The organism is Mesorhizobium sp. M4B.F.Ca.ET.143.01.1.1 (genome assembly GCF_004792275.1).
Taxonomy (GTDB): domain Bacteria; phylum Pseudomonadota; class Alphaproteobacteria; order Rhizobiales; family Rhizobiaceae; genus Mesorhizobium; species Mesorhizobium abyssinicae.
In genome coordinates this window covers 80,452-104,893 of sequence record NZ_SRSR01000022.1, presented here as the reverse complement: position 1 = coordinate 104,893, position 24,442 = coordinate 80,452, and the positions used below count along the sequence as shown (strand labels likewise).

Genomic DNA, 24,442 nt, shown 5'->3' with positions numbered 1-24,442 from the left:
ATCTTGGCCGACACGCCGTAGACACGCGCCGCATGGGCTTTGGAGAAAGCGCCTTCTATCACCGACAGCGCCATCTCCTCTCGACGCAGCGGTGTGAGACGGGCATTCTTATGGATGTTCATTCGGACCCTCCGGTGAGTGCTGAAGCTTGGTAACTCCAGTCTCCCCGGTCCGGTCCGAATGGACAACCTCCCGAAAGCTCACAGCTAGTCGTGCGGTTATATAGTTTCCGAGGATGGCCCGCTTGCATACCTGCCTGCCGGTAATCTCTAACCCTTGACTTAGGGCGATGGCTATCGGTTATGCGGCTTGAAAGCGAAGAGGTGGACCCTTCGTCGAGCGCCGGTACGATATGGAGTGCTGCTCCGGGCTAATACCCATCCAGACAGAGCGGAACCTTCTATCACGTCAGACGCTCGGACAGTTGCCAAACCCCGATTTCCTGGGAACTGAATTGTGCTCGCCACCGGGTCCATTTTGCCGGCGCGTCTGTGGTGCAGGCCCCGATCAGCCTGACCAATGGCACAGGAACGCTTCTATGACCGAGCACTGCGAATTTGTCAGCTGGCGAACAATTCCTTGTAGCCGCTCGTCACCATCCAGTTCGCACGGTCGAGATGACTACGAAGCGCCTTCCTGGCGCGCTCCGGTTCAAGTGCCGGATCAATGCCGAGGATCAGTTGGGCCATTTCCTCTTCGGGCGCCTCATCGGCTGAGGCGTCCAGGAGCCTCATATAGATGGTAAAGTGCGCCCTGTCGTAGGCGGTAAGACGGTCAGACCAAGGGACTTCGTCGAGCAGTGTTGAGCTTTGAGTCCTATCTGTTCCCGTTGATTGATTCATGTCTGCCGCGAACCTCGCATGTTGATCGCTGGATCCAAGGCAGAATATCCCAAAATGGGATAATCCGAAACGGGGATTAGTCGCTGAGCCGGTCTCTACCTGCCGGTTCACCTAAATGCCCAAATCTCTTCGATCTCCCCGCCACCAGCGGTTTCTGGCCCAGTTGATCTCACTGCGCAATGTCAAAGGGCTGACGCAGGCGCAGGTGGCTGAGAAGCTTGGTCGTCCGCAATCTTTCGTGGCGAAATATGAGGGTGGCGAACGGCGTCTCGATGTCATTGAGTTTCTCGACGTAACTGCGGCCCTCGATGCTGATCCGTGTGAGATTCTGTTGAGCCTGCGCACGTAGTGGGCGCCCGCGCCCATCACCGCGCGTGCCGTGTGCCGGTGGGTCGAGCCCCGCTTTTCTTGGCTCTGGCGTCTCGACCATTCCGCTGCGCCTCCTAGCGCGTCGTTAGACTCTCGCAATTCGCTCTGTTTTGTGCCTTTCTCAGCAGGTGGCGCCGCATCCTTCTAGGCCCGCCGCGGCGTCCCGCAACCCTTAGCCAGCTGTGAGCTTTCAGTAGGTTGTCCATCCGGCCCTTCGGATGCGGTGCGGCTCAGACGGCGGACCCGTTCCTGTCATGATTCGCCGCCGCACCCATTCCTGGGAAGCAGCCATTGGCGAGCGGAGGACAAAATGATGAGACAGCGAAGCGCTGGGCCATCCGCGCTGTGGTGATACGTCGATGCATGGCGGTTGCGCGACTTCGTTGCTTGAAGCGAAGCGACCGCACCGCCCATTTCGTCAACTGGCGAACAAATCCTTGTAGCCGCTCGTCACCACCCAGTTTGCACGGTCGAGATGACTGCGAAGAACGTTGCGTGCGCGCTCAGGTTCGCGTGCCGGATCAATGCCGAGGATCACTTTGGCCATTTCCTCTTCAGTGGCGTTGTCGGCCGAGGCGTCCAGGAGCCTCATATAGGTTGTAAAGTGGTCCTTGTCGTAGGCTGTAATGCGGTCCGACCAGGGGACCTCGTCGGCGAACGGCGTGTTCGATCTGGGCTGCAACATCGCTAATTCTATCTCCGGCCAATGGACCCGCGAAGCCCTGTGCCTGCTAAATGTGGATTACATATTATAGTTGATAAACTCAAGCCGCCTGATCCGCTGGCTTGCGTGCATGGATATGCGCAAGTTGGTCGGACGGAATGTGCAGAGGATCAGGCAAAGGAAGCGCCTGACGCAGGAGCAGCTTGCGGAGATTTCCGGGTTCAGTCAGCAGTACATCAGCGGCTTGGAGAAAGGCCGAAGAAATCCGACAATTATCACGATCTATGAACTGGCATTGGCCCTCGGCGTCAGCCACATGGATCTGGTTCGGCCCGACAAACAGGCATGATACACCCGCCCTCCAAGTAGCTGGCCGCCTGATGGCGCGCGCCGGGTGCTCGTGAACCCAGGCTTTTCTTAGGGTCCCCCGGCAGCCCCTGCCATTTGGCTCGCCCTGGCCCGGCGCACCCTATTGGACAGTCGGCCGCTGCGGTTTTTGTCAGCCTTTCCTGGGGCGGTCGGCATTGCCTTTTAGGCCCGCCGCGGCCTCCCGCAACCTTCGCTCTCGCTTCAGGTCCTTCTCTTGGTTACGATCCTTCGGATGCGGTTCGCCTCTTTCAGCGGGCCTAATCGCTTTCTGCCGCCCACCCCACGGGGACAGCCACGCGAGACTAGTATGGAGCGTTGCGGTTAGCGCACGAACAGCAAAGGAACTGAAAAAACAGGCAACTGTCGAAGCATGGCTGAACCAGCCATCGTGTCGGCATCTTGGAGCCGCGTGTTCGCCTTGAGGCCCTGCCGGTAGGATCCCTGCAGTTGAAGTCATTGTCGGCATTCTGACAACAATGGACATGAACCGCCGAACTATCAAGGCGACCAGGTTGTTGTCTAGCAATGGTTTTCCGAATCGGCACGGCACTTGCGTTACCAAAAACAAGTACGCCGCGGCACGGATCGCCCAAGAGGCTGAACGACCTGATCTGTTTGACCCTCGCAGCAGGGGTGGATGGCTAACACAAAGGAAACTTTGAAGGTGGACGTTTTCGAAAGTTCTCCAATACCTGTCAGGAAAACACGGACGCCATCTTTCTCGGTGGATCTAGCCTTGCTGGGAGTCGCATTCGTTTGGGGGGCGAGCTATCCGGTCGGGAAAGGCGCACTGTTCTACGCGCCGGTTTCGATACTTGTTCTTTATCGCTTCCTGATTACTACGATCATTACGGCAGTGGCTGCAAGACATGAGATCGCATTGGTCTCCTGGGGCGATTTCATCCGCGGCTTCGCATTGGGAACAATACTTTTTTGCATCTTTATTGCTGAAACTTACGGCGTTGCATCGACAAGCGCAATGAACACGGCCTTGATCATATCGCTTTGTGTGATTTTCACGCCGAGCATCGACTATGGGCTATCACGGCGACTTCCACCTACGGGCATTTTGGCAAGTGCTGCCATAGCGTGCATCGGTGTCGGCATTCTCACTGGCGGGATCAGCAGGTTCAGCCCGGGTGACGCGCTTGTCTTGGGGGCCGCGATTCTGCGAGCGGTTATGGTCGTTTCCACCAAACGCCTTCTGGCCGGCCGGCAGATTTCATCTGCAGCCCTGACGGCCATCCAAGGATCGACGGTGGCAACACTTACTTTCGTTTTGGCCGTCGCTCAGTTCGGAATTTCAGGCCTTGTTGTGAGGGCCACCCTTCAGTTTTGGGGCGCTGTTGCCTTCCTTGCACTCTTCTGCACCCTCGCTGCATTCTACATTCAAAATGCCGCAGTGAGAAAATCCACACCGACACGGGTTGGCTTCTTGATGGGAACAGAACCTTTTTTTGGTTTCGTTCTAGCGCACCTTCTTCTGAATGAGCCTTTGACAGTACCGAGCTTGATAGGCGCAGGCCTCGTCCTCGCTGCGACGTTTGCTGGCATCTGGTTTGAGAGCAGGACATCCAAATGAACCCCATCTTGGCTTCCACCAAACCCGCCATCGGCGGCATTTCGAGTTTTGAAGATCTGGAGGCTTTTCCGGACCGAACCGCACCAGTTGCAACCATGTTCAGCGGCGGTCTCGACAGCACCTATCTTCTCTACAAGCTGCAAAGCCTTGGCTTTGCGAACATTGAAGCTGTCGCAGCGGATGTCGGAACGCGCATCGATCAGCCTTTGTTGGAACGGACGGCAGCCATGTTCGGCGCGCGCTTTGTCTGCCTCGAAGGGCGGGATGCCTTTGTCGAACAAGGCGTGAAATCAGCCATTCGAGCCCACGCCAAGTACCTTGGCATCTATCCGTTGAGCAGTTCGTTGAGCCGTCCCATAATCGCATCTTTGGTTGTTAATCATGCTAGGTCAATCAACTCACGGCTGGTTCTTCATACAGCAAACCTTTCTCAAAACAGTCTTCCGCGCCTTAACAATAGCATTAAGCGCTCAGGATTTTCCGGCAACTTCGGCAGTCCGTATGAATGCTCTGTGATATCCCGACAACAGAAGACCTCCGACCTGTCCAAGTGTGGAGCGACTTTTGTGGCGGACCGCACGTGGAGCGCGGACGAAAACCTCTGGTGTCGGGAATTCGAGTCGGGGCCTTTGGAAGATCCCGAGAACTTTTCCATCCCCGAGGAGGCATTTGCTTGGACGCGCCACATTCCCGCAGAGCAGCCGGTAGAGATCAAACTCGGGTTTGCAGACGGAAGTCTCGTGTCAATTGATGACCGTGATGTTGCATTGGTCGACGCAATCCCGTTCCTGAATAACACGGTCGGCAAATTCGGGCACGGCCGCTTTGTCGGGCTTGAACACATCACAACCGGCCAAAAGGTTCTCGAAGTCCGCGAGGCCCCTGCCGCGGCCATTATCTTCGACGCGCTGCGTCACCTCGAAACCGCTTCTCTTGACGTGGCATCAATCGTTTTGAAGCAAGGGCTTGAGCAAGCCTGGTCCCAAGAGGCGGTTTCAGGTGCATGGGGCAGTACTATTCACCAGATGTGCGAACGGGCCATTGCATCCGCCCTCGAGGGCGTTAGCGGGAGCGTCAGCTACATAGTCGATCACACACGCTTTTTACCTCGGTCGATCCGAGCCAGGACGCCGAGATACATTAGGGACCGCGACCTTTGGGAATACCAAGCCGCAACCCACATAGCGTTGTCCAAAGCGTTCCGTCCTCGCCAAGTCACCAAAAGGGAGACACCCGTGGAAAACAACGCACCCCAGGCGCCGGCCAACCTCAGTCAACAATGCACTGACGGTCTGGTGACAAATGGATGGTGGTTTTCAAAAGGCGAGCGCGCCGAAGCCTGCTTTGGCATCGAAATTGATGCAGCCTGGAAGAACTTTGCTGACCATTGGAATCGACTTCTTCTCGATGAATACATGCGTGACGGCGGAACATATCGTTACCGGCGCTATAGCGCTTTTGAATATGACGCGACTGACGGAATCTTTAGGCTCCTACCCCACGCCCCCTACGAACAATCAAAAAGTGTCAATCATCTGAATGGCGGCTTCAAGCGCCACTTCGAGCCCCTTGAAAACTCCTTTATAGACCATCCCGTCTTAGAAAAGATTCTGACAGGTTTCTGCAGAATTCTATGTGAAGCCGCCCGACATGATCGTTGGAATATCAAGATCCATCCCTACCGGATTGTCGCGCGCGATGGTGTAAATGGCAAACCGGCACCCGAGGGCCTTCACCAGGACGGGGTGGACTTCATTGCTTGCTATATGATTGGGCGGGTCAACGTCACCGGCGGCATGAGCATGATCACCGACGCCTCAAAGGAGTTCCTCGGCGAGGTCGAAATGAACTCCCCGAATGATTTTGTGATCTGCAACGACCGCGAAACCTTTCACGATGTATCGTCGATTGTGGCCGAAAACCTGAAAATGCCGTACGCTTATCGCGACGTCCTTGTGATCGCCTTCGAGAAATTATAACGCCCAGCGCGCCGAGAGCATTTTCAACAAGGTTCAATACTGCTTGGTATCCTCTCGGGTGTTCCTGGTGCGGGAACAATGCAGGATTAATTTCTTGCATCTAAACACCTAGATAGCAGTTTCGCCTCTCTGGTATGATGGTTTTTGGCCTCGCGGATCTCGCGTAATACGAATGACCGTGGACACCCCCGATCTTCGCAAGAAAGTGAGAAATTATCCTCATGCTGTCCGACGAGGTGGTCTGCGGCTTCGGAGGCACCGGGAACTGGTTTGGTAGCCAGACATTTGGGATGGAACCGGACATGCTCTCGATCGCCGGGGGGCTTTCATCCGGTCACCTGCCCATTGGCGGCGTCATTATCTCGACAAGATTTATCAATGCGCCGCTGACGAGGCCCACAAGGTCGGCGTGTTCGGTCACGGTTTCACCTACTCCGGTCATCCGGTGATAGCGGCCGTCGCCGCCGAGGCGATCAGGATCTACAGCGAGATCGATTTCGTGACCCAGGCGCGTCGTCTCGGCGATCACTTGCATGGAGCCCTCGCGGACGCGCTCGGCGACCATCCGCTTGTCGGTGAAGCCCGCGGCCGCGGCTTCATCGCGGGGGTTCAGATCGTCGAGGATCGTGCGCCCGTCGCGTCTTCGCGCCCGAGCTGAGGATCGGCGATGTCGAGCGGCGGTGCCGCGAGCACGGCGTCATGATCCGCAATATGGGAGACGTGCTTGGAATCTGTCCGCCCTATATAATCACCGAAAGCGAGATCGACCCCTTGGTTGACGGCATTCGTTCTGCACTCGACGGCGCCGCTGCTGCGAATTCCCGGGTCGGTCGGGTGGCATGAGTTCCAGCATTAAGACCGACTGCTTCACTTCAGTGGATATTATCGAGCAAACGCTCACCCGAGGGGTGCACTTCATCCGTGTCCGGTACAAAACGTCACCCATGTCTCAGGTCGGGCACGCCGCTCGCCAACGACACCGAGTTCGGCCTCGCGGCCTACTTCTACACCGGCGATCTCGGTCGCGCCTTCCGCGTGATGGAAGGACTGAAGTACCGGCGTCAATGAAGGCCTGATCACCACGCCGGAGGTGCCGTTCCGCGGCGTCAAGGAATCGGGCCTCGGCAAGGAAGGCGGCCTCCAGGGCATCGTGGATTATCTCGACACCAAACATGTCTGCATCGGCGGTCTCGGCGTCTAGTGGTTCCCGCCTGACATAGGAGTCCAATCAGAGATTCCCTTTCTGGCCTGCGCGTGCGAGTCTGGCGCATGCGCACAGGAAGATCGTTCACCGTTTCGTCGGCCGATCGCGTCCGTCTGACGGCGCTGATCAGGGATCGCAACGCCCCGCAAAAGCATGTCTGGCGCGCCGAGATAGTGCTTTTGCCCGCCGACGGCGTCGGCACCGGCGAGGTCATGCGCCGCATCGGCAAGTCGAAGACCGACGTCTGGCGCTGGCAGGAGCGCTTTGCCGCGGAAGGCTGTGACGGGCTGCTGCGCGACAAGACGCGACAGTGGCGCATTCCGCCGCTCGGTCCCGATGTCGGCGAGCGCGTCGTGGCACTGACGCTTGCCGATCCGCCGGGCGAGAGGACCCACTGGACCGCCGACATGATGGCGCAAGCCGCCGCAATCAGCGCCAGCGCCGTCAGGCGCATCTGGAAGGCGCATGGTCTCGCACCCCACCGCTGGCGCCAGGTTCAAGCTCTCCAATGATCCGAAGTTCGTCGACAAGTTGCGCGCCGTCGTCGGCCTCTATCTCGATGCGCCGGCCCATGCCATCGTTCTGTCGGTCGATGAAAAGAGCCAGATCCGGCGCTCGACCGCACCCACCCGGCCTGCCGATGAAGAAGGGGCGGCTCGGTACGATGAGGCACGACTACAAGCGCAACGGCACCACCACCCTGTTCGCCGCCCTCAACGTCCACTATTGTCCCGTTGACGAGAATATCATCTTAGTTGCTTGTAAAAATTTGTTCTCCACTTCCGTCTCCATCGTATCTCAGTCAACGCGATGGAGCAGGAAATGACTACAAACATTGTGAAACTGGAAGAAGGCAGGGCAATCGGCTCTAATCGTGACGTGCCGCTGTCAGATCATGAGGCGGAAGCCCTAGGGCATCTTGCGGTGGCGCTGAGTGGCATTTCGACGACCATTCGGTCCGCCGCCTACAAACACGCGCTAAACTCTAGTCACGCGATGAAGCCCCTAAAGGAGACGGAGGACGCGCTTACCGACTACGACGCCTTGGCGAGGGCGGCGGGCCGAAAGCAGCCGAAAGCGGCGGAGGAGGACGACAGGAAGGGGGACGCCCTAGCGAGAGAGGCCGCCGCACAGGTCAGCAGGGTCGATCAGACCCGATCTTCCCGCTGGAGCAGACCGCGAAGGGTACCGGTGGCATCAACGGACTACGTTCGGCAGGTGGTCATGGCAGATAGTCAGCTTGGAGCAGTGTCGGCACTGGTAAACGCGCGGCGAGTGGCTCCAGAACGCTTCCATGCTTCTGTTCCCAGTGTAGATAATAATCCGGATGCTCCGCTTCTGACCTCTTTTTCGGACTATCTGAGCAGGGTGTGCGGACTGGAGTCAAAGTCCCGCGAAGGCGTTCTCCTGGGCAGCCGCCGCTTTCTGGATTGGTTCCATCACCACCATTCCCGGCCAAGCCCTCGGCGCGTTGACGGCTGAGCATGTCCTTGCCGCTGTCGAACATCGGCTGTCACTATCGGCGACCTCCGGTACCCGCACCGGCAGCAACTTCTCACATCGTATTGGGCTGGCCACCACGACCAGAATCTCGCGCGCGTCGTCCCCAGGACGCCCCACTGGCGTTTGGCTCATCTAACCCTCGAACTCGGCTACGGCCCGTCGACGGTCTTCTTCACATGGGTCGGATTCGACGAAATGGACGAGGTCACAGGCGACGGCCATGCTGAACTGCTCGACGACGGCTCCATCGACATCACCTTCTATCACAACGGCGACGAGGCAATCCTCAAGGCCAAACGGGACACTTCTTCAACGGCCTGCTAGGAGATCCGTGTTCGCCTTGCGCTGACAAAGAAGCTCACACATGACGTCCGGGAGACGATGCTGGCAAATGGTCTGGCTGAAGCATTCCACCCACAATACCAAAGCCCGTCCCGATCCAAAGCGCTTCTAAGCACTCCACCTCAGGCGCAAGGCCGGTTGGCCAGTGCATCTTCTTGGTCCGCCGGAAGAGAACCCCGCCCGACAATAGCTTCATGAGGTCTTGCGCTGCAGTGTCGACCGTAAAAAAGGGCGCGCGAGGCGCCCTTCATTTAAACCGGCAGTCGGGAAGCAGACTTCACTCTGATATTCAAAAGCGGTAGGTGACACCTGCGCCTATCAGCCAGGGATCGAGCTCCGCCTTCCCCGTCAGCTTCGCGCCGGTCACCGTGACGTCGAAGTCCGGCTTCAGGAAAAGCTTCTTCACGTCGAAGTTGAGGCCCCAGTGCTGGTCCACCATGTAGTCGAATCCGACCTGCAGCGCCGTGCCGAACGTGTTCTTCACCTTGAGAGCATCAGCGCTGCCAGTGTCCTGGTTGTAGAAGATCGTGTAGTTCACGCCGGCGCCGACATAAGGCTTGAACGCGCCGAGATCGGTAAAATGGTACTGCAACGTGAGTGTCGGCGGCAGCAGCCAAACTTTGCCGATGTTGCCCAACCCTCCGATCGTCCCTTGGCCCGCGATGTTGGCATAAGTGGTACCGAGTATGAGTTCGGCGGCGATGTTGTCGGTGAAGAAATACGAGATATCGAGTTCCGGCGTCACCGTGTCCGAATACGAAAGACCGGAGCCGGGAAGCGTATCAACGTAGCCCAGATCTTTCGTAACGACGCCCAACGCCCGCAGGCGGACCTGCCAAGGGATTGGCGCTTCGGTGACCGAGGCTCCCGTCTCCGCCAGGACGGTCTCTGCTTGCGCAGGCTCCGCGGCGACGGCCTGCTGTCCCACCATGATCAGGGCCACCGCCGCTGCTGTTGCCCGCGCTACGCCCATTCGCGTTCTCGCCATGAGATTCACTCCTTGATGTTCAGAAAGGATGCACTGCACTATTTCGTCTCCTGCTCGAATGAATTGTTGATGGACCTCAAATGCCCCTCTTGCGTTGCAACGCGTTCCGCCGTCTCCGGAGGGTGATCGTTGAAGCCGATTGCGCTGCGGAGAAAATTGGTGCCTAGACTGATGAATGCGGCTTGCTCCCGATTGTCCTCGCCGCAGCCGTGCCCGCCTGCGCTGGCCTCGTAGAAGTAAGCGGGATAGCCAAGAGCCTGCAGTTTTGCGGCCATCTTGCGCGCATGGCCCGGATGGACGCGGTCGTCGCGTTTCGTGGTGGCGATCAGGATAGGCGGATAGGGCTGTCCCGGCGCTGCGGCGTGATAGGCGGAGATTTCCTTCAGGAAAGCCCAATCGTGAACCTTGTCCGGATCGCCATATTCGTCGATCCAGCTCGCGCCCGCCAAGAGCTTGGTGTAGCGACGCATGTCGATAAGCGGTGCTGTGCAGAACAGAGCCCCGAAATGCTCAGGATAGCGGGTCAGCATGTTTGCGATCAGCAGGCCCCTCGGCGGCAATCCGCCTCGGCAGGGTGATGCCCCTTCGCACGAGGTCGGAGGCAACGGCGGCGAAATCGTCGTGGGCGAGACGCTTGCCCTCCCTGCGCCCGGCTTCGTGCCAGCGGGTGCCGAACTCGCCGCCGCCGCGGATGTTCGCCTCGACACACGTGCCGCCGCGCTCGAGCCACAGCTTGCCCAGCGGGGAGTTGTAGTAGGGCAGGAATGATACGCCGAACCCGCCATAAGCGGAAAGGTGAATCGGAGCATCTCCGTTCCCGTTCGCCGGACCAACCTGCGTATAGGGGATCAGCTCATGATCGATAGAGACTGCCTCGTGGCGCGTGACCACCAGTCCGGATGCATCGAAATTCTCCGGGCTGCGCTTCAGGATTGCTGAAGCGCTGAGAGACGGCGCGGCATTCAGATCGAACAGCAAGAGCTGCGGCGGCGTGATCGGATCCTGAGCACAGATCAGGACCTCTCCATTGGTCTCGTGAACTGCCGCATCGAATGACCAGACGTCGACAGTACCTTCGGCGGGCAGGGTGTTCAGGACTCGGCGCGTCCATTCCTGGTGGCCGGGAGTGAACATCTCGAAACGCGGTGCGAGATTGACGAGGTAAGAGATAATGAGCTTCCCGTCATTCCAGAAGAATGACTGCATGGAGCGCCTTTCCCCTGGTTGAAACAGGGTCTCAAAAAGGCGTCCGCCGGCGAGGAAAGTGGAAAGCGAGATGACGATCAGCGCGTCGGCGGGATGGGTGGTGCCTCCCACCGTCCAGGGCTTGCGCGGCCTTACCGCCAGCCAGTCGCCGAAGACCCGCCACGACGCGTCGCGAGGAAGATCGATCTGCCTCCTCGGCCCGCTCCTATCGCCGATCCAGCTGATCTTCTCGAAGAAGGCCGGCTGCTCGATGAACCAAAGGCGCTCGCTGCGGCCGGTGCGGTCCGAATGACCAGACACTTGGAAGCTTTCGAACCCGGCCTCGAAGATTGCCGGCGTGGTGAGGGGATCCGCGTCACGCTTCCACAGTCGAACTGTGCGCGCATAGCCGGAGCGGGTGGCCATGCCATTACCAAGCGCACTGGAAAGCAGAAGCGTGTCAGGGTCCAGCCAATTAACGTAGCCTTTGGCCTCGGGGAGGTTGAAGCCGTCGGCGACAAAGCTCAGAGAAATCAGGTCGAATTCGCGATGCACGACCGCGTCGCTGCCGCCGCGCGACAGGCGCAGAACGGCTCTTTCCCGTCTCTCCGGCTCGATGGACGCGCCGTCCCAGATCCAGTCCTCTCCGTCGCTAGCCGCGAGAGCATCCAGATCGAGCAGTAGCTCCCATTGGGGATCCGCCTTCATGTAGGCGGCAAGGGTGGTCCGGCGCCACAGTCCGCGTGGATTACCGTCATCTCGCCAGTAATTGTAGAGGTACTGACTACGGCGCGCGATCAGGGGAAGATTGTCGCGATTGTCGAAAATGGCTGTCAGAGCCGCGCGGTCGCGCTCGAACTGCGTTCCACCGAAGTGCTTCAGAGTCCTTGCCGATTGGCCGGCGGCCCAGGCAAGTGCCCGCTCGCCCTCTACATCTTCAAGCCAGACATAGGGATCGTCGTCGGGAGCATCAAGCGTTGGACGGACATCAAATGCGTTCATGTCCGGACAGCCTTCAGAAAGAAGGGATAGAGGCTTCCGTCGGCTCGGGAACGCTCAGTGTCGGTAGCGGCGCCCACATGTTCGAAAAGCGTGATCATTGATGAGTTCTTCCAGTCGGTGCGGCATCGCAGTGCTTTTGCGCATAGGGCCGCAACCTTCGTGCCAACTGGGAAAATCGTTTCGGAACAATGCGATCGCTCTGGAAGCGTTGTGTCACATGTCCGACATCGTCGAGAATCCGACAACGAGTGCTCCTCCTAATCACCGGATCAACCTCCGGCGCCAGTCGTGGACACTGTGCAGAACTCGAGAAGTGAAGCTCATTGGAGTGAACCTGGTTGACGCCCAACATCTTCGCTCTGGAGCGCTTCACGCACACGGATTCATGGCAGACACCATGATGCGATCGATGCTGTTAGAGACCAAGCTGGCTGCGCCTGTGAGTTTCAGCCGCCAGCTGGAAGCAGCGGAGTTCTGAGGAGAAGGGTGGGGGGCCCAAGCCCTGCCGCAATCTTGGCCTGCACCGTCCCCTTGATTGTTGTGGGTCAACGTCTGCCTGCCCGCTGAATTTGGCACGCCTTACACCTACGTCACGACCAAGACCTTCCTGTTGCACTTCGGCCTCGACACACTGCGGGATTTGCCCGATTTCGAGGCGATTGAGGTTGCCGCGCTGCTCAGCAAGGAGAAGCTGCTGGCGGGCGATACTCCCATCGGGCTGGTGAGTGGTGGAGGAGGTGAGGAGCGACACTCCAAGGCCAGGACGGGCTAGCGCAGCAGATACATGGAAGTAATCGCTTGATATGAGCGGTTGAGAGTCGAATCAGGGAACTATGCGATCACTATCGATAAGAGGTGGCAATATCGATCGTGATTGTATCGGGCCACTCTACGGCGAAGGAGGCGGCAACTTGTGTCTCCGACCCGAAACGATTACCTTGCGGCCATTATGAGCAAGCATTTGGCATCCGTCTTGACGACGTGAACGCGCCCTGCAGCGTACAGCTGGACGACGCGGCGCTGGCCGATTGCTTTGCGGATCTCGATTTGGCCAAGCAGCATCCCGCTCATGTCAGCGCCTTTCTCGGCGAGGTCCCTCTCGCCCAGCAAGTCGAGTTCGCAACCGCGCACCACATTCGCGGTCGACGAGATGAAGGCTTTTGCCGCCAAGTTCTCTGCCTGGTCCGGCGAAAGCTATCCGCTCGCCGCATAATGGCTGGACATGATAGCCGACGCCCGTCCCGAATGGCGGCGGCTTTTTCGTATTATATCGACCTGATCGACAAGATGCGGCGGAACAGGGGTCCACGTGCGATGCGGCCAAAGCGGATCCAGCTCTCGAGCGCGACTACGGGGTAGGTGTGGTCGCTGGAGCCGCGGCCGACCTCGACCTCGCGCCAGCCGGTCTTGCCGCGCAGGGTGACCAGCAGCCCTTGCCGTCAAAAATCTCGATCCAGCTGGCGCCATCGCTGTTGTCGTCGCGCATGACGTCGAGACCGACGATCTCGGAGCGCCGCAGGCCGCCGCCACAGCCCAGGAGCAAAATAGCGCGGTCGCGCAGGCCCTGAGGTCGTGGCCGAGCGTGGCGATCATCGCCAGCAGATCGTCGCCAGGACCGCCTCTTTCTGCCGCGGTGGCTTTGCGTGCTTGCGGCGAATGCCGGCAAGAACCTTATAGATATGCCGCTCCGCGCGGTCCAACGGCCGGCCGCGCTGGGTAAAGTTCCAGGCGAGGCCGGAAAGCCGCCGCTCGATGGTCGCAAACTAAAGGGCAGGGGCGCCACGCTTCGGATCGCCGGCGGCGGTGCCCGAGGCACAGGCGCTGATATTGAGCCTGATCACCTTCGAGCCCGGAGGCAGGGGATCGAAGCCAGCGCGCCGGCACCAGGAGGAAAAATGCCGCCAATCCTTGGGGTAGGCGTCGCGCGTGTTCTCCGAGGTGGCGTTGTAGCCCCTCGCGGTCTCGACCAGTTCCTGGACATGCGCCGGGACTCTTTGAGCCGGGTCTCCATCTCCTTGTAGAGCTTGTCAAGCTCGCCATCGACTGGCTTCAGGTCGTCGATTGAACATTGCGTCATCATAGGCTTTGTGCCTTGTTGTAGCAGGCATCGTCCGTTCGCGCGGCGGACACAGACATCACCGTCGCTGAGCCGAGAACGACGGTAAAAGAAAATGCACTCACTGACTTCATAACCAATCTCTTTTGCGGGTGATTTAGAAACGGACGCCGAGCTTGGCGCTGAACCCGTGTGTCTGGGCATCCGAGGCGATCTGTCCCTGATAGGCGATGCCGAACGTCGCGTTCTCGGTGATGTTTACGTCAAGCCCAGCTTCGAGCAGAGCTGCGTTCTTTGCGATCGGCACGCCCTTGATGGCGAAGGAGGAACCGCCAGCAAAGGCAAGAGCGGTATCCGGCCTGACGTCGCCGAAGGCGTGGCGCCAGCCAAGACCGCCGCGCGCGGTAGCAGTCACGGTGCCGAGGGTCAGTACCGTCGACGCACGCAGACCTAGCGTGGTAAACGCCGTGTCGCTCGAGCGATCCCCGCTCGACAAGGCGGCTGCGCCGCCATTCTCGGTGAAGCCATCGGCGTCAAAATTCACATAAGCGAGATTAGCGTAGGGCTCGAAGGAAGCCGAAGCCGTATTGATACGGTAGCCGAGCTCGCCAAAGGCCTGGAACGTGCCGGCGTCGTAATCGGCCGAAAGGCTGTCGGCGAAGCCTGGAAAGACCACGGACCTGCCGGTCTCGATGCTGTGCCAGGTATAGGCAAGGCCGGAACGAAAACCGAGATTGCCGTTCTGCGTGCCGGCAAAAAGACCGAGATGGTAATTCTCGCTCGAGCCCGACGACGCGCGATCGTCCGCCTCCAAGGAGGTATGGCTGTAGCCGCTGATGAGGCCGAGCCGCCAGCTTTCGCCGACAGCCGCGTCACCGCCAGCCAGAAAGCCGCCTGTCGAGTGATCGAGACCGGCGGCATTGCCGTCGCTGTCGAGATGACCCCAGGCGCCGAAGCCACGGCCCCATACGGCGAAATTCTCACTCGTTGCCGGGGCCAGTTCCAGACCACCCAGCCCATAAGTCATCACCGGAACGCTGGAGGCACCGACGCCGTCGAACGCCGCACGGATCCGTTCGCTCGCGGCATCGCGTACAGAATGACTGTCCTCGATGAGGCCGCTATGAATGGAAGCATGAACCTCGCCTGATAGCATATCGAAAGCGTTGCGGGCTTCCGGCGCCGTCAGGAACAGGATGTTGTCCTGGATCGGATTACCGCTTCCAAGCGCCTGAGCCGCTGCGGCGACCGAGCGTTGATTGAAGGTGCTGGCTACATCGGCAAACGCCGTCGATGTGCGGCTGATATCGAGATAGACATTGTTGGCATCGTAGACGAGCTGGAAATCGACGAAGGGCGTCGCGTCTGTCGCCAGAGCCCCCGTCAGCCCGCCATAGGTGCCGCTTACGCCGCCTGCTGCGGAGAGCAGAGTATATCGGGCATCGACCGATAGCGTTCCCTGCCGCAGCAGCTCGATCTGCGCGCCGCTGTCGATCGCCGCTGCTCCGCCAACATCGATGAGATCGGACGACCTTGCGAGGTCGACCTGATAGATCGATCCGGACTGCTGCGCGAAATCGCCCGTGACAGTCAGTGTGGTGACGATCCTGCTCGGATCGGTCGCACTGCCAGGAGCGACCGTGCCGCCCTCGGAAATGGTGACCGCACCGTAGGTGCCGCCGCCTGCGACGACACCGCCGCTGTTTGCGATAGCCGTGCCCCCGATCTGCCCGTCATTCCCGAGAAAGCCGGACGTGGTCGCATCATGGGAAAGCACACCTGTATCGGCAAGCAGCAATCCCGCGCCGGAACCGACCGTCGTCATGCCGGAAAAATTGTTCTTTCCGCTCAGCGTTTGCACGCCACCGGCAACGAATAGTTTGCCGCCCATATTATTGTTATCAACGTCGAGGTCGTTGATGCTGCCGGCGAACGTGTCGTTCGAATCCGTTAGCACCAGGGTACGCTTGCCCAGTTCGACCGTTCCGCTGCCACTCAGGCTACGAATACGGGCATCGTTGTAGGCGTCGGAGATTCCCCAATAGTCGCTGCCATTTCCATGTTCGGAGATATCGAACGTGCCGTCTGCAACGACTTTCGCTGACCGTTGGATGTTGCCGAGCCCCGCAAGCGAGAGATAGGCATCCTGAGCAATATTCGTCTCGCCGGTGTAGGTGTTGACATTCGTCATCCGGACCACCGTCTTTGTATCAAGCGTCAGCGATCCGGAGCCGGAGACGACACCCGCTATGCCGAACCCGCCCTCATTCCCCATGCTCGTCGTGATCCTGCTCAGACCGGTCCCTTCGGGTGCGGATGAATCGGTAGAGAAGTTGCTGGCAGTGACGAAATGTGACGTATAAGCGGTATACTTCTTCTCCAGATCGAAAATGACCGATCTGTTTTTGAAGAAGTCAAGACCGGCAACAAAACTGGTCTGGTCATTGGGTTGTTCCGTCGTGCCGCTGGTGTAGGTGAAGTCGATATTGTCCAGCCTTACCGGATCGCCATCCGTTCCTGCGATTGTAACGCTCGGGATGTTGCCCGATGCGCTTACGATCTCGCGTTGCTCATTTCTCCGAACATTTTTAAGTTTGACGCCCGCATCCTGAAATTGCTTCAGCATCGCATCACTGATCTCCAGACTGCCACCGCCCGGTGTGCCGGTGTCGAGCAATACCGCGGTCTTGTTGGGGTCGGTGATTGGTGGGGCTCCATCCTTAACCGTGTACTGCAGATTGTAGCTGCCTTCGTATTCGGTCGAGGCATTGGCGCCAGAGCCAGGAAAATTCTGATAAGAATCCTGATCTTTTTCCTCGGGTTCTCCCCATGGCATGGCATTAGTATATTGGGCCCGGAGGCTTGGATTGAGGTTGACAATCGTGCAGGGGGAACAGCCAGGCGTTTGGTCGCTCTCGGAATCCGGATTCACATTGGCGGAGACCACGTAGCCAGACCTGGTGACACTGCCCATCATGCCCCAGACACTTGTCTTGCCAAGAAAATCGCCGGCCCCGAATGTACCTGCGAAATCGCCGCCTTCGTCTGCCATCTTGCCAGCGGTCATTTTCGCCCGCTGCTCCTTATCGGCGTGATAAGGTTCTTGGAGATCCTGACCATACATATCTTTAAGTCCATCCGTCACGGATCCCGGCGTGCACTTAAGATTGTTGTCCTTGCAATACGCATGGGTATAGACAAAATCGAGAATGCGAGCAGCCCGGTATTTCTTATCGCTTACAGACGGCCCGTCGATTGTTATCTTTTGATCTGGATCGACATATGTAAATTTATCAATTTCCACGTTCTGAAGCTTATTACCATACGTTCCGTCCCCGTACGTATATACGTAAGGCGTGTCGGCAATCGGGCGGACCCCGGTCACCTCTGACCCGATCTGCGTGTTGAGCTGGTCCGAGCCCGTGTCGAATACGTATCGCTGCGCGTTGCCATTGTTGATCTTGGCCCAGATGCCCAGGCGGTCATGGCCTTCCCCGACATACTCCAGCGGGATCGAAATCGGGTCGTCGGCCAACGCTTCTCCAGTTGGAAATGCTACCAGACCCACCCCGAGAGACACAGCCGGCAGGAATACCGTCGTCATCGCGGTGGTTGCCGCCAGAAAGTTCTTTGTCCTGAAACAAGCCTGCATACCTGGTCCTCGAAAAAGTCTCGCAAACTGATTGTTCATTGGAACGGCCTCCTGAATTGTTTAACGAGACCCTTTATGGCGGCCCTGGCTGACAACAGCCTGAAAGCTGCAAGCGGCCTGCGAGAATGGGGCGATCCTGAATGACGACAGGTGCTGTCAACAATGGATGAGTGCTCGGCCTGAAAGCTGAGCACGCTTTATGCTCAGGCTGCTGACAAGGCCAAAGCAGCGTAAGTGCGGAGTGAAATCCAAGGTCCACATGGGTCGTCGCGCTTCCCGTGCGCCTGGGAAGGCGCCGGCCCGGCCAAGCTTTCCCAGATCGTCCGGATGGCGCACAAGATACCGGTTCAGGTCGATCGAGATGGAGGCCGAGGCGTATGCCAAGGCGGTCGACTGCCTGACGAAAGATCAGAATGCGTCGCTGGCGCTCTACGATTTCCGCCGGCAGCGAGCTCAGCTCCTGCCGGGCATCCGTGTTTACTGGCGACGAGACACAAGATGTGCCCAAATTGCCACCAGACCGTCACCTGCGATGAGTTTCGGCAACTGATTTTGTCCTTTCAATCGTCGCCACTTCCTGGCCGCGGCCAACATGGGCCACTCGAAGGCAGCAGACTGGCGGCTATATGGACGGGCTGTGAGCCCGCACCGGAGACATTGGCGAAATCTACGATCTCTATAGCAACGTCAAGGAGAAGCGCGAGGTGTTGCAGATGTGGTCAAATCACATCGAATGGCTGATCAAGCAGGCTGCGGATGACGCTCTGGCGGCGTAGCTGCTGGCATGGGCGGAAGATGCGGCGCAACAATCGTCAGAGCCTCATCGAATTGGAGATCATGCTTGACCAGCAAATGCGCGGCCAATGCTTCGATGGCTGACCAGTGATCGAGTACTAGCCGGGCCGTGCGATCTTCGATCCGCCTCCAACGGGGGCGGCGCGGCATCAGGAACCGCAACTCACCATAGATTCGCTTGGCATCCGCGTAGTCGCTGCTCCCCTCATTCCCATCGGACGCATTCATCGCCATATCGCGCGGGTCCAGATAGCCTTCGAATGCGGATTCTGCAAAAGGACCTGCCAGACACGCAACTATCTCTTGGATCGCTTCATCGCGTTGGAAATGTCGATCCATATCGTTCTCGAAAATCGGCTTTAGCTCCGAGGTGAATCCTTGCGCTGAATAGAAAACCGTGCCTTCGACAAAACCACCGCACTCTCCGTCACCGGCGTCGGGGTAAATACTAACACTTGAGAAAGCAGGGAGTTCACGGTCGTCGTCGAACATCTGACGGTGCAAAACGATGGCGGCCACCGCGTGCCCGGCTTCGTGATGCGCCACAGACGGGAGAAGATATTGGGAGGCTACATTCATGCGGTGCGGCTCTCAGATCTAGTTTCCATCCAAGCCCTGATATCGGATTCAAGCCATGCGACTCGGCCGGGGGAGATGCGACGCCGCTTAGGGAACAGGCCTGCCTTCAGAGTCGCGCGGTCGCGCTCGAACTGCGTTCCACTGAAGTGCTTCAGGGTCTTTGCCGACTGGCCGGCGGCCCAGGCAAGTGCCCGCTCGCCTTCCACATCTTCAAGCCAAAGATAGAGATCGTCGTCGGGAGCATCCAGCGTTGGACGGACATCAAATGCGTTCATGTCCGGACAGCCTTCAGAAAGAAGGGATAGAGGCTTCCGTTTGATCGGGAACGCTTAGTGTTGGTAGCGGCGCCCACATGTTCGAAAAGCGTGATCATTGATGAGTTCTTCCAGTCGGTGCGGCATCGCAGTGCTTTTGCGCATAGGACCGCAATTGTCGTGCCAACTGGGAAAATCGTTTCGGAACAACGTGATCGCTCTGGCAGCGTTGTGTCAGATGTCCGACATCGTCGAGAATCCGACAACGAGTGCTCCTCCTAATCACCGGATCAACCTCCGGCGCCAGTCGGTGACACCGCATTCCTCTGTCTTTCCAGGAGACGGCGTGGACATCAATGCCGTTCCTCACCGAACCCGCCTCCTAGCCCTTCGCCCATACGTCACGGCCGCCCCCCGGTTTGGCTTCAACCTGAAGGATTACGGCGTCCTCTTCGCAGAGAAGATCGGGTTGTTCGTGGCGCGCGCAGCGGAGCCCAAGGAGCTTTTCTGGGTTGCGGATACTGGCATGTCGATATTACGACCGTGTGTCCTTCGACAAGCTTGGTGGCTTCTTCAACCAGAATCTCGCCGCGGAGATCGAATCGTTATCTGCGCCGCAAAGTGCGGCCGGTGAGCGGCGTGGCCCTGCGTTCCAGTTGGCCACGGTCCTCGCTGGGACGAGCAAGTAAATGGCTTGCGCAGCAACGGTGCGATCACACCTGGAGCACGGCGTCATCAGGAAAGCGCCATCCTTGTGCGCCCACGACACCCTGGTCGCCATCGGCCGCATCGCGGGGGGGCACTGTGGGCGATAACCATTCATTGATCTGGGCGATTGAGGGTTCTGCCGGGGCGCTATTGCTGCTCGGTAGGGCTGCGGGCTGGCGAGTCTACCAAGGCGAGCAACGACAGGCGAGACGGCAGACATTACGTGACGGAACTTGATATTGCAGTGCAGCAAGCGTAGAGCACCGCGCGCTTATCGGAGTGTCGTCCATGGCCCTTACCAATGCTGGTAACGAGGCAGAACCTGTCGAACAATCGAGCCATTCTGAGGTCGAGCAGCACAGCACCAAGGCGCTGATGTCGGGCGCACTAGGTGTCGTTTATGGCGATATAGGCACCAGCCCGATCTATGCATTTCGCGAGGCGTTGCATGCATCAGCGGGTGGTAACGTCGCCAGCCGTGGCGACATCCTCGGCGTACTCTCGCTGATCATCTGGTCCCTGACGATCACCGTGACGATCAAATACATCATGTTCGTGCTCCGCGCCGACAATCGAGGCGAGGGCGGAGTGCTGTCGCTTATGGCGCTGGCGCGCAACAGTTTCCCGACCTGCTCTGCGGTGATCCTCGGCATCGGCATCGGCATCGGCATCGTCGGCGCGGCGCTTTTTTTTGGCGACGCCGTCATTACGCCGGCAATCTCGGTACTGTCGGCGGTCGAAGGTATGAATGTCGTCACGCCGACGTTCCAGCCCTATGTGGTGCCGCTGACACTGGCCATCCTGGCGATCGTGTTTGCGGTACAGCGGTTTGGCACCGGCGGCGTAGGATTGGTGTTCGGACCCGTTACCGCGCTGTGGTTCCTGGCCATCGGCCTTTCCGGGCTCAACCACATCATGGACGACCCGGAAATCCTGCTGGCAATCAGCCCGCATTACATCGTGTCGTTCCTGGTCAACTCGCCTGACGTCGCCTTCGTTACGGTTGGTGCAGTCTTCCTCGCCGTCACCGGAGCCGAGGCGCTCTACGCCGACCTCGGCCATTTCGGCCGCAAGCCGATCGTGCTCGCCTGGCTGGCGATCGTGTTCCCTTGTCTGTTGCTCAATTATGTCGGGCAAGGCGCCTTCGTGCTGGCAAATGGCGGCGTTGTCGGTCATCCGTTCTTCGAGATGAACCAGGGCTGGACGCTTATTCCGATGGTCGTGCTTGCCACGGCGGCGACCGTGATCGCCTGCCAGGCGGTGATCTCCGGCGCCTTTTCGCTGACCAGGCAAGCGGTACAGCTCAACATGCTGCCGCGTTTCGTCATCCAGCACACGTCGGAAAAACAGTCGGGCCAGATCTATCTGCCGCGCATCAACCTGATGCTGGCGCTGGTGGTGATGCTGCTGGTGGTCGGCTTCGGCGAATCCAGCCGGCTGGCCTCGGCCTACGGTATTTCGGTGACCGGCAATATGCTGGTGACGAACATACTGCTTTTTGTTGTGATGACGCGCATCTGGAAATGGCCGCTCGGCGTCGCGATAGCCTTAATGGCGGTGTTCGTCTTCATCGATACCGGCTTCTTTGCAGCTAACATCGTCAAGGTATTCGAAGGCGGCTGGGCCTCGCTTGCCATTGCCGCAGTGATCGTGATGACCATGTGGACTTGGATAAGAGGCAGCAGGTATCTATTTGACAAGACGCGCAGGAACCAGATTCCGCTCGATTTCCTTGCGGGCAATCTGTTGAAGAAGAAACCGCAGCTGGTGTCCGGTACGGCCGTGTTCCTGACCAGCGATCCCGCCAGTGCGCCGACCGCGTTGATGCACAGCCTGAAGCACTACAAGGCGCTGCACGAACAGAACGTCATCCTCTCTGTGGTGACGGCGCAGCAGCCCGTGGTGCCCGACAGCGAGCGGATCAAGATGGAAACGATCAATGAGCTGTTCATGCGGGTGACACTGACCTTCGGCTACATGGAACAGCCTAACATCCCGCGTGCGCTGGCGATCTGCCGCAAGCAGGGTTGGAAGTTCGACATCATGACGACGTCCTTCTTCCTGTCGCGTCGCTCGCTCAAGGCGTCACCCAACTCCGGCATGCCGGTGTGGCAGGACAAGCTGTTCATCGGCTTGGCGCGCACGGCCGCCGACGCGACGGAGTATTTCCAGATCCCGACCGGACGTGTGGTCGAGATCGGAACGCAAGTGGCCGTTTAGGTATGCCCGGTTAAGCAGAATCAATTGGCATTTCGCGAGCCGGTGAATGCCTGACCGGGCGGAGGCCACGATGCTTGCGCCAAACTGGGGTCCGGTTCCAGGCCTGAAGCTTCCGGCCCCGAAAGCCGTCCTTTACGCCTGCGATCATTTCCGTTCCGCATTGTCTTGCCGACCCACCAGTCGAGATGCGCTGAAACGACCTCGCCGGGCAGCAACTTATCATTTGAACCTAATCGATGTGCCGCAAGTCCGACCTTCATTCTTCAGTTCACAGGCTAGCGTTGCCAAAATCGGCGTGCCGCCTAACCGGCGCCGCACCGTGACCTGTCAGGATGCTATGCAGGCGCGAGGCAGAAGCTGGCTCGAGGCCGCCGGCCTGGTGCTGGTCCGGCAGCGGCCGGGCTCGGCCAAAGGCTTCATGTTCCTCTGGAGGATGAGACGGGTGCGGCAAACGTCGTCGTCTGGGTCAAGATCTCTCGAGAAATTCCGGCGCGTGCTTCTTGCTTCGGCCATGCTCGGCGTCCGCGGACGCATCCGACGGAAGAGGAGGTGGTGCACCTCGTCGCCCACGAGCTGACCGATCTGTCGGCCGGGCTGGCCAGCGTGGGAAACCGCAAGACGCCGTTTCCGTTGCCGCACGGCCGAGGGACGAGGCTCATCACGGCGGATCGGGCATCGATCCGCGCGGCATGCCGAAGGGGCGCGACATCGTCGATGCAGTATGACCATATCGACCCTATCAAGTTCAAGACGCGTAACTTCCGGTAGCGCTTCCGGAGGCCACTTCAGCAGCATGTTGTGCACACTTTTGTCGGACCCTGTTAACTGCCGATTGGCAGCAGGTCACCCCGTGCCGGATCCCAAATGTCGTCGCTCTCAAGCGCAACGACTGCCCGCACCCTTTTTAAGTCAGCGAGCACCTCCACCGCCGGACGCCGCCCCGTTTCCTGAGCCGCGGCGTAACGGGTGTATTTGTGACTGTCCGGCTCAAACCACTTCAACGATTCCAAAGTAGCCATGGCATCGCCCTTGCGGCTGCGCGTGATGCGAATGATCGTGATCCCATCCTAAGCGCTCGCGTCGAATGGAGACACGCTGCCAACGCTTCATCTGCTCTACCCCATCTTTGTTCCAAGGCGGTCGGATCATCTCAATGAGCCCTGCCTCGGGGTGGCCAAAGCATGCATATTTATCGTTCGGCCCCGCATCGAATTATCATCTGCGATGTGGGACTCGATCTTGGGTTGGCGACGGCTTCGCTCCGGGAGTAGACGTCGGACCACTGATAAGTGCCGGACCTTCTCCACAATTTCTCGGCGGACTCATCGTGAACGCTCGATTGGACGTAAATGCGGTTCGCGGAAACGCAGGTCTGGCCGGCATTGCGGAACTTCGCCTGGACCGCACCGTCAACAGCACCGTCAATGTCGGCATCATCGAAGATGATGAAAGGTGCATTGCCGCCGGTTTCAAGGCTGACCTTCTTGATCTGGTCAGAGCACTGACGCATCAGCAGCCGTCCGACCTCGTTCGAACCGGTAAAGCTGATCTTTGGAATTGGTGCAGAGTTCACGGCCCACGCGATCACCTTCGGACGCATAGATCAGGTTGACCACGCCATCGGGAAAGCCGGCCTGATGGCGAGAGCAAACATTGCACCTAGCCACGCCACGATAAGATCGAGCGCGGCTTCGTTGCGTGCGGGTCTGTGGTCAGTGGAGGGCGGAGGAAAAGCGCTCGGCGTGCTCGCCCTCGCGATACCACTGGTTCGCGCCGGCAAGCGCCAGTTTCTGAGGCAAATCGCCGAACAGCTGGTAGAGCCTTACTCTCAGGGCTTGGCATCTATGTCGCCTACGACCGCCACATGCAGCCCGTCGCGTGCGAAAGCGGCTTTGTGGAAGGCGCTTAGATCGGAGGGCGTTACGCTAGTCAGCCTCCCTTGGGCGGTCTCGAATACGGATGCGTGCGTAGATTCCGCGCCGCCAGGCCAGCTCGGCGATCGCATGAGGTTCGCGCTCATTGGCAATGATTTCGGAGAGAAGCTGGGCGCGTATGCGGTCGAAAAGTGCTGGTGTAGCCGGATGCGGGTCCCGCCGCCGAGAATGTCGGCCAGCAGTCGAGCGCCGCGGCCCCGCACCAGGGACCGCCC

At 59.0% G+C, this 24,442-nt stretch carries 19 protein-coding genes and 7 pseudogenes; 14 read left to right on the top strand and 12 right to left on the bottom strand.

Annotated elements, in window-relative coordinates; all coding sequences use genetic code 11:
- Together EN786_RS32795 and EN786_RS32790 are read right to left on the bottom strand one after the other, a co-directional pair.
- The coding region (locus EN786_RS32795; protein WP_245474027.1) for a leucine zipper domain-containing protein at window positions 1–122 on the bottom strand (122 nt) is incomplete at its 3' end.
- Window positions 123–560: 438 nt separating this feature from the next.
- Window positions 561–842, bottom strand: a complete 282-nt coding sequence (locus EN786_RS32790) for a DUF2285 domain-containing protein (RefSeq protein ID WP_063169301.1) — start codon at window positions 840–842, stop codon at window positions 561–563.
- A gap of 115 nt (window positions 843–957) precedes the next feature.
- Between EN786_RS32790 and EN786_RS32785 the strand changes: the two genes are divergently transcribed.
- Window positions 958–1,191 (top strand): helix-turn-helix transcriptional regulator, encoded by a 234-nt coding sequence (locus EN786_RS32785; RefSeq protein ID WP_082826573.1) that lies wholly within the window; start codon window positions 958–960, stop codon window positions 1,189–1,191.
- A gap of 438 nt (window positions 1,192–1,629) precedes the next feature.
- Here EN786_RS32785 and EN786_RS32780 read toward each other — a convergent pair whose 3' ends face one another.
- Window positions 1,630–1,896 (bottom strand): DUF2285 domain-containing protein, encoded by a 267-nt coding sequence (locus EN786_RS32780; protein WP_063169299.1) that lies wholly within the window; start codon window positions 1,894–1,896, stop codon window positions 1,630–1,632.
- A 109-nt stretch (window positions 1,897–2,005) separates the two neighbouring features.
- On the opposite strand from EN786_RS32780, the gene EN786_RS32775 reads away from it, so the two are divergent.
- From EN786_RS32775 to EN786_RS32740, 9 genes and pseudogenes are all read left to right on the top strand, one after another.
- Window positions 2,006–2,224 (top strand): helix-turn-helix transcriptional regulator, encoded by a 219-nt coding sequence (locus EN786_RS32775; protein ID WP_029354714.1) that lies wholly within the window; start codon window positions 2,006–2,008, stop codon window positions 2,222–2,224.
- Between the two features lie 657 nt (window positions 2,225–2,881).
- Window positions 2,882–3,826: a DMT family transporter gene (locus EN786_RS32770; RefSeq protein ID WP_082826572.1), complete on the top strand. Its 945-nt coding sequence runs from the start codon at window positions 2,882–2,884 to the stop codon at window positions 3,824–3,826.
- Window positions 3,823–5,805: an argininosuccinate synthase-related protein gene (locus EN786_RS32765; protein ID WP_063169298.1), complete on the top strand. Its 1,983-nt coding sequence runs from the start codon at window positions 3,823–3,825 to the stop codon at window positions 5,803–5,805. The genes EN786_RS32770 and EN786_RS32765 overlap by 4 nt, the downstream gene beginning before the upstream one ends.
- 221 nt (window positions 5,806–6,026) lie before the next feature.
- Window positions 6,027–6,254 carry an aminotransferase class III-fold pyridoxal phosphate-dependent enzyme gene (locus EN786_RS39375; RefSeq protein ID WP_263485461.1) on the top strand — a complete coding sequence of 76 codons (228 nt, stop codon included), beginning with the start codon at window positions 6,027–6,029 and terminating at the stop codon, window positions 6,252–6,254.
- Window positions 6,215–6,463 carry an aminotransferase class III-fold pyridoxal phosphate-dependent enzyme gene (locus EN786_RS39370; RefSeq protein ID WP_063169297.1) on the top strand — a complete coding sequence of 83 codons (249 nt, stop codon included), beginning with the start codon at window positions 6,215–6,217 and terminating at the stop codon, window positions 6,461–6,463. Before EN786_RS39375 ends, EN786_RS39370 begins: the two co-directional genes overlap by 40 nt.
- 308 nt (window positions 6,464–6,771) lie before the next feature.
- Window positions 6,772–7,006, top strand: a pseudogene (locus EN786_RS32755) (aldehyde dehydrogenase family protein); the annotation flags it as partial.
- Window positions 7,007–7,074: 68 nt separating this feature from the next.
- Window positions 7,075–7,730 (top strand): annotated as a pseudogene (locus EN786_RS32750) (IS630 family transposase); the annotation flags it as partial.
- Between the two features lie 101 nt (window positions 7,731–7,831).
- Window positions 7,832–8,491: a hypothetical protein gene (locus EN786_RS38980; protein WP_063169296.1), complete on the top strand. Its 660-nt coding sequence runs from the start codon at window positions 7,832–7,834 to the stop codon at window positions 8,489–8,491.
- Between the two features lie 144 nt (window positions 8,492–8,635).
- The gene (locus EN786_RS32740; RefSeq protein WP_244514237.1) at window positions 8,636–8,836 is read left to right on the top strand and encodes a hypothetical protein; all 201 of its coding nucleotides are present in this window, start codon (window positions 8,636–8,638) and stop codon (window positions 8,834–8,836) included.
- 307 nt (window positions 8,837–9,143) lie between these two features.
- Here the strand turns inward: EN786_RS32740 and EN786_RS32735 are convergent, their stop codons facing one another.
- Window positions 9,144–9,842, bottom strand: a complete 699-nt coding sequence (locus tag EN786_RS32735) for an OmpW family protein (protein ID WP_063169295.1) — start codon at window positions 9,840–9,842, stop codon at window positions 9,144–9,146.
- A 38-nt stretch (window positions 9,843–9,880) separates the two neighbouring features.
- Window positions 9,881–12,029: pseudogene (locus EN786_RS32730) on the bottom strand (prolyl oligopeptidase family serine peptidase).
- A gap of 217 nt (window positions 12,030–12,246) precedes the next feature.
- On the opposite strand from EN786_RS32730, the gene EN786_RS32725 reads away from it, so the two are divergent.
- Window positions 12,247–12,507: a hypothetical protein gene (locus EN786_RS32725; protein ID WP_095769041.1), complete on the top strand. Its 261-nt coding sequence runs from the start codon at window positions 12,247–12,249 to the stop codon at window positions 12,505–12,507.
- 93 nt (window positions 12,508–12,600) lie between these two features.
- Window positions 12,601–12,801, top strand: a pseudogene (locus EN786_RS32720) (SMC-Scp complex subunit ScpB); the annotation flags it as partial.
- A gap of 161 nt (window positions 12,802–12,962) precedes the next feature.
- Here EN786_RS32720 and EN786_RS37995 read toward each other — a convergent pair.
- The 5 genes and pseudogenes from EN786_RS37995 to EN786_RS32695 form a co-directional block, all read right to left on the bottom strand.
- On the bottom strand, window positions 12,963–13,199 hold the full coding sequence (locus EN786_RS37995) for a hypothetical protein (protein ID WP_063169293.1): 237 nt from the start codon (window positions 13,197–13,199) through the stop codon (window positions 12,963–12,965).
- A 116-nt stretch (window positions 13,200–13,315) separates the two neighbouring features.
- Window positions 13,316–13,999, bottom strand: a pseudogene (locus EN786_RS38975) (integrase); the annotation flags it as partial.
- Window positions 14,000–14,242: 243 nt separating this feature from the next.
- The gene (locus EN786_RS32705; RefSeq protein ID WP_082826570.1) at window positions 14,243–17,776 is read right to left on the bottom strand and encodes an autotransporter domain-containing protein; all 3,534 of its coding nucleotides are present in this window, start codon (window positions 17,774–17,776) and stop codon (window positions 14,243–14,245) included.
- 702 nt (window positions 17,777–18,478) lie between these two features.
- Window positions 18,479–19,111: a hypothetical protein gene (locus tag EN786_RS32700; RefSeq protein ID WP_063169290.1), complete on the bottom strand. Its 633-nt coding sequence runs from the start codon at window positions 19,109–19,111 to the stop codon at window positions 18,479–18,481.
- Window positions 19,108–19,386 carry an AlpA family phage regulatory protein gene (locus EN786_RS32695; protein ID WP_063169289.1) on the bottom strand — a complete coding sequence of 93 codons (279 nt, stop codon included), beginning with the start codon at window positions 19,384–19,386 and terminating at the stop codon, window positions 19,108–19,110. Before EN786_RS32695 ends, EN786_RS32700 begins: the two co-directional genes overlap by 4 nt.
- A gap of 975 nt (window positions 19,387–20,361) precedes the next feature.
- Here EN786_RS32695 and EN786_RS32690 point away from each other — a divergent pair.
- Together EN786_RS32690 and EN786_RS32685 are read left to right on the top strand one after the other, a co-directional pair.
- Window positions 20,362–22,293: a potassium transporter Kup gene (locus tag EN786_RS32690; protein ID WP_126080677.1), complete on the top strand. Its 1,932-nt coding sequence runs from the start codon at window positions 20,362–20,364 to the stop codon at window positions 22,291–22,293.
- A 307-nt stretch (window positions 22,294–22,600) separates the two neighbouring features.
- A pseudogene (locus EN786_RS32685) lies at window positions 22,601–23,061 on the top strand (OB-fold nucleic acid binding domain-containing protein); the annotation flags it as partial.
- Window positions 23,062–23,114: 53 nt separating this feature from the next.
- Here the strand turns inward: EN786_RS32685 and EN786_RS38335 are convergent.
- Together EN786_RS38335 and EN786_RS37990 are read right to left on the bottom strand one after the other, a co-directional pair.
- Window positions 23,115–23,312 carry a hypothetical protein gene (locus EN786_RS38335; protein ID WP_063169285.1) on the bottom strand — a complete coding sequence of 66 codons (198 nt, stop codon included), beginning with the start codon at window positions 23,310–23,312 and terminating at the stop codon, window positions 23,115–23,117.
- 261 nt (window positions 23,313–23,573) lie between these two features.
- A pseudogene (locus tag EN786_RS37990) lies at window positions 23,574–24,070 on the bottom strand (aldehyde dehydrogenase family protein); the annotation flags it as partial.
- Window positions 24,071–24,442 lie beyond the last annotated feature (372 nt).

Excerpts from the sequence above, each read along its gene's own strand:
- EN786_RS32790 (WP_063169301.1), bottom strand. The coding sequence starts at position 842 with ATGAATCAATCAACGGGAACAGATAGGACTCAAAGCTCAACACTGCTC.
- EN786_RS32785 (WP_082826573.1), top strand. The coding sequence starts at position 958 with ATGCCCAAATCTCTTCGATCTCCCCGCCACCAGCGGTTTCTGGCCCAG.
- EN786_RS32780 (WP_063169299.1), bottom strand. The coding sequence starts at position 1,896 with ATGTTGCAGCCCAGATCGAACACGCCGTTCGCCGACGAGGTCCCCTGG.
- EN786_RS32775 (WP_029354714.1), top strand. The coding sequence starts at position 2,006 with ATGGATATGCGCAAGTTGGTCGGACGGAATGTGCAGAGGATCAGGCAA.
- EN786_RS32770 (WP_082826572.1), top strand. The coding sequence starts at position 2,882 with ATGGCTAACACAAAGGAAACTTTGAAGGTGGACGTTTTCGAAAGTTCT.
- EN786_RS32765 (WP_063169298.1), top strand. The coding sequence starts at position 3,823 with ATGAACCCCATCTTGGCTTCCACCAAACCCGCCATCGGCGGCATTTCG.
- EN786_RS39375 (WP_263485461.1), top strand. The coding sequence starts at position 6,027 with ATGCTGTCCGACGAGGTGGTCTGCGGCTTCGGAGGCACCGGGAACTGG.
- EN786_RS38980 (WP_063169296.1), top strand. The coding sequence starts at position 7,832 with ATGACTACAAACATTGTGAAACTGGAAGAAGGCAGGGCAATCGGCTCT.
- EN786_RS32735 (WP_063169295.1), bottom strand. The coding sequence starts at position 9,842 with ATGGCGAGAACGCGAATGGGCGTAGCGCGGGCAACAGCAGCGGCGGTG.
- EN786_RS32725 (WP_095769041.1), top strand. The coding sequence starts at position 12,247 with ATGTCCGACATCGTCGAGAATCCGACAACGAGTGCTCCTCCTAATCAC.
- EN786_RS32705 (WP_082826570.1), bottom strand. The coding sequence starts at position 17,776 with ATGAACAATCAGTTTGCGAGACTTTTTCGAGGACCAGGTATGCAGGCT.
- EN786_RS32700 (WP_063169290.1), bottom strand. The coding sequence starts at position 19,111 with ATGAATGTAGCCTCCCAATATCTTCTCCCGTCTGTGGCGCATCACGAA.
- EN786_RS32695 (WP_063169289.1), bottom strand. The coding sequence starts at position 19,386 with ATGAACGCATTTGATGTCCGTCCAACGCTGGATGCTCCCGACGACGAT.
- EN786_RS32690 (WP_126080677.1), top strand. The coding sequence starts at position 20,362 with ATGGCCCTTACCAATGCTGGTAACGAGGCAGAACCTGTCGAACAATCG.
- EN786_RS38335 (WP_063169285.1), bottom strand. The coding sequence starts at position 23,312 with ATGGCTACTTTGGAATCGTTGAAGTGGTTTGAGCCGGACAGTCACAAA.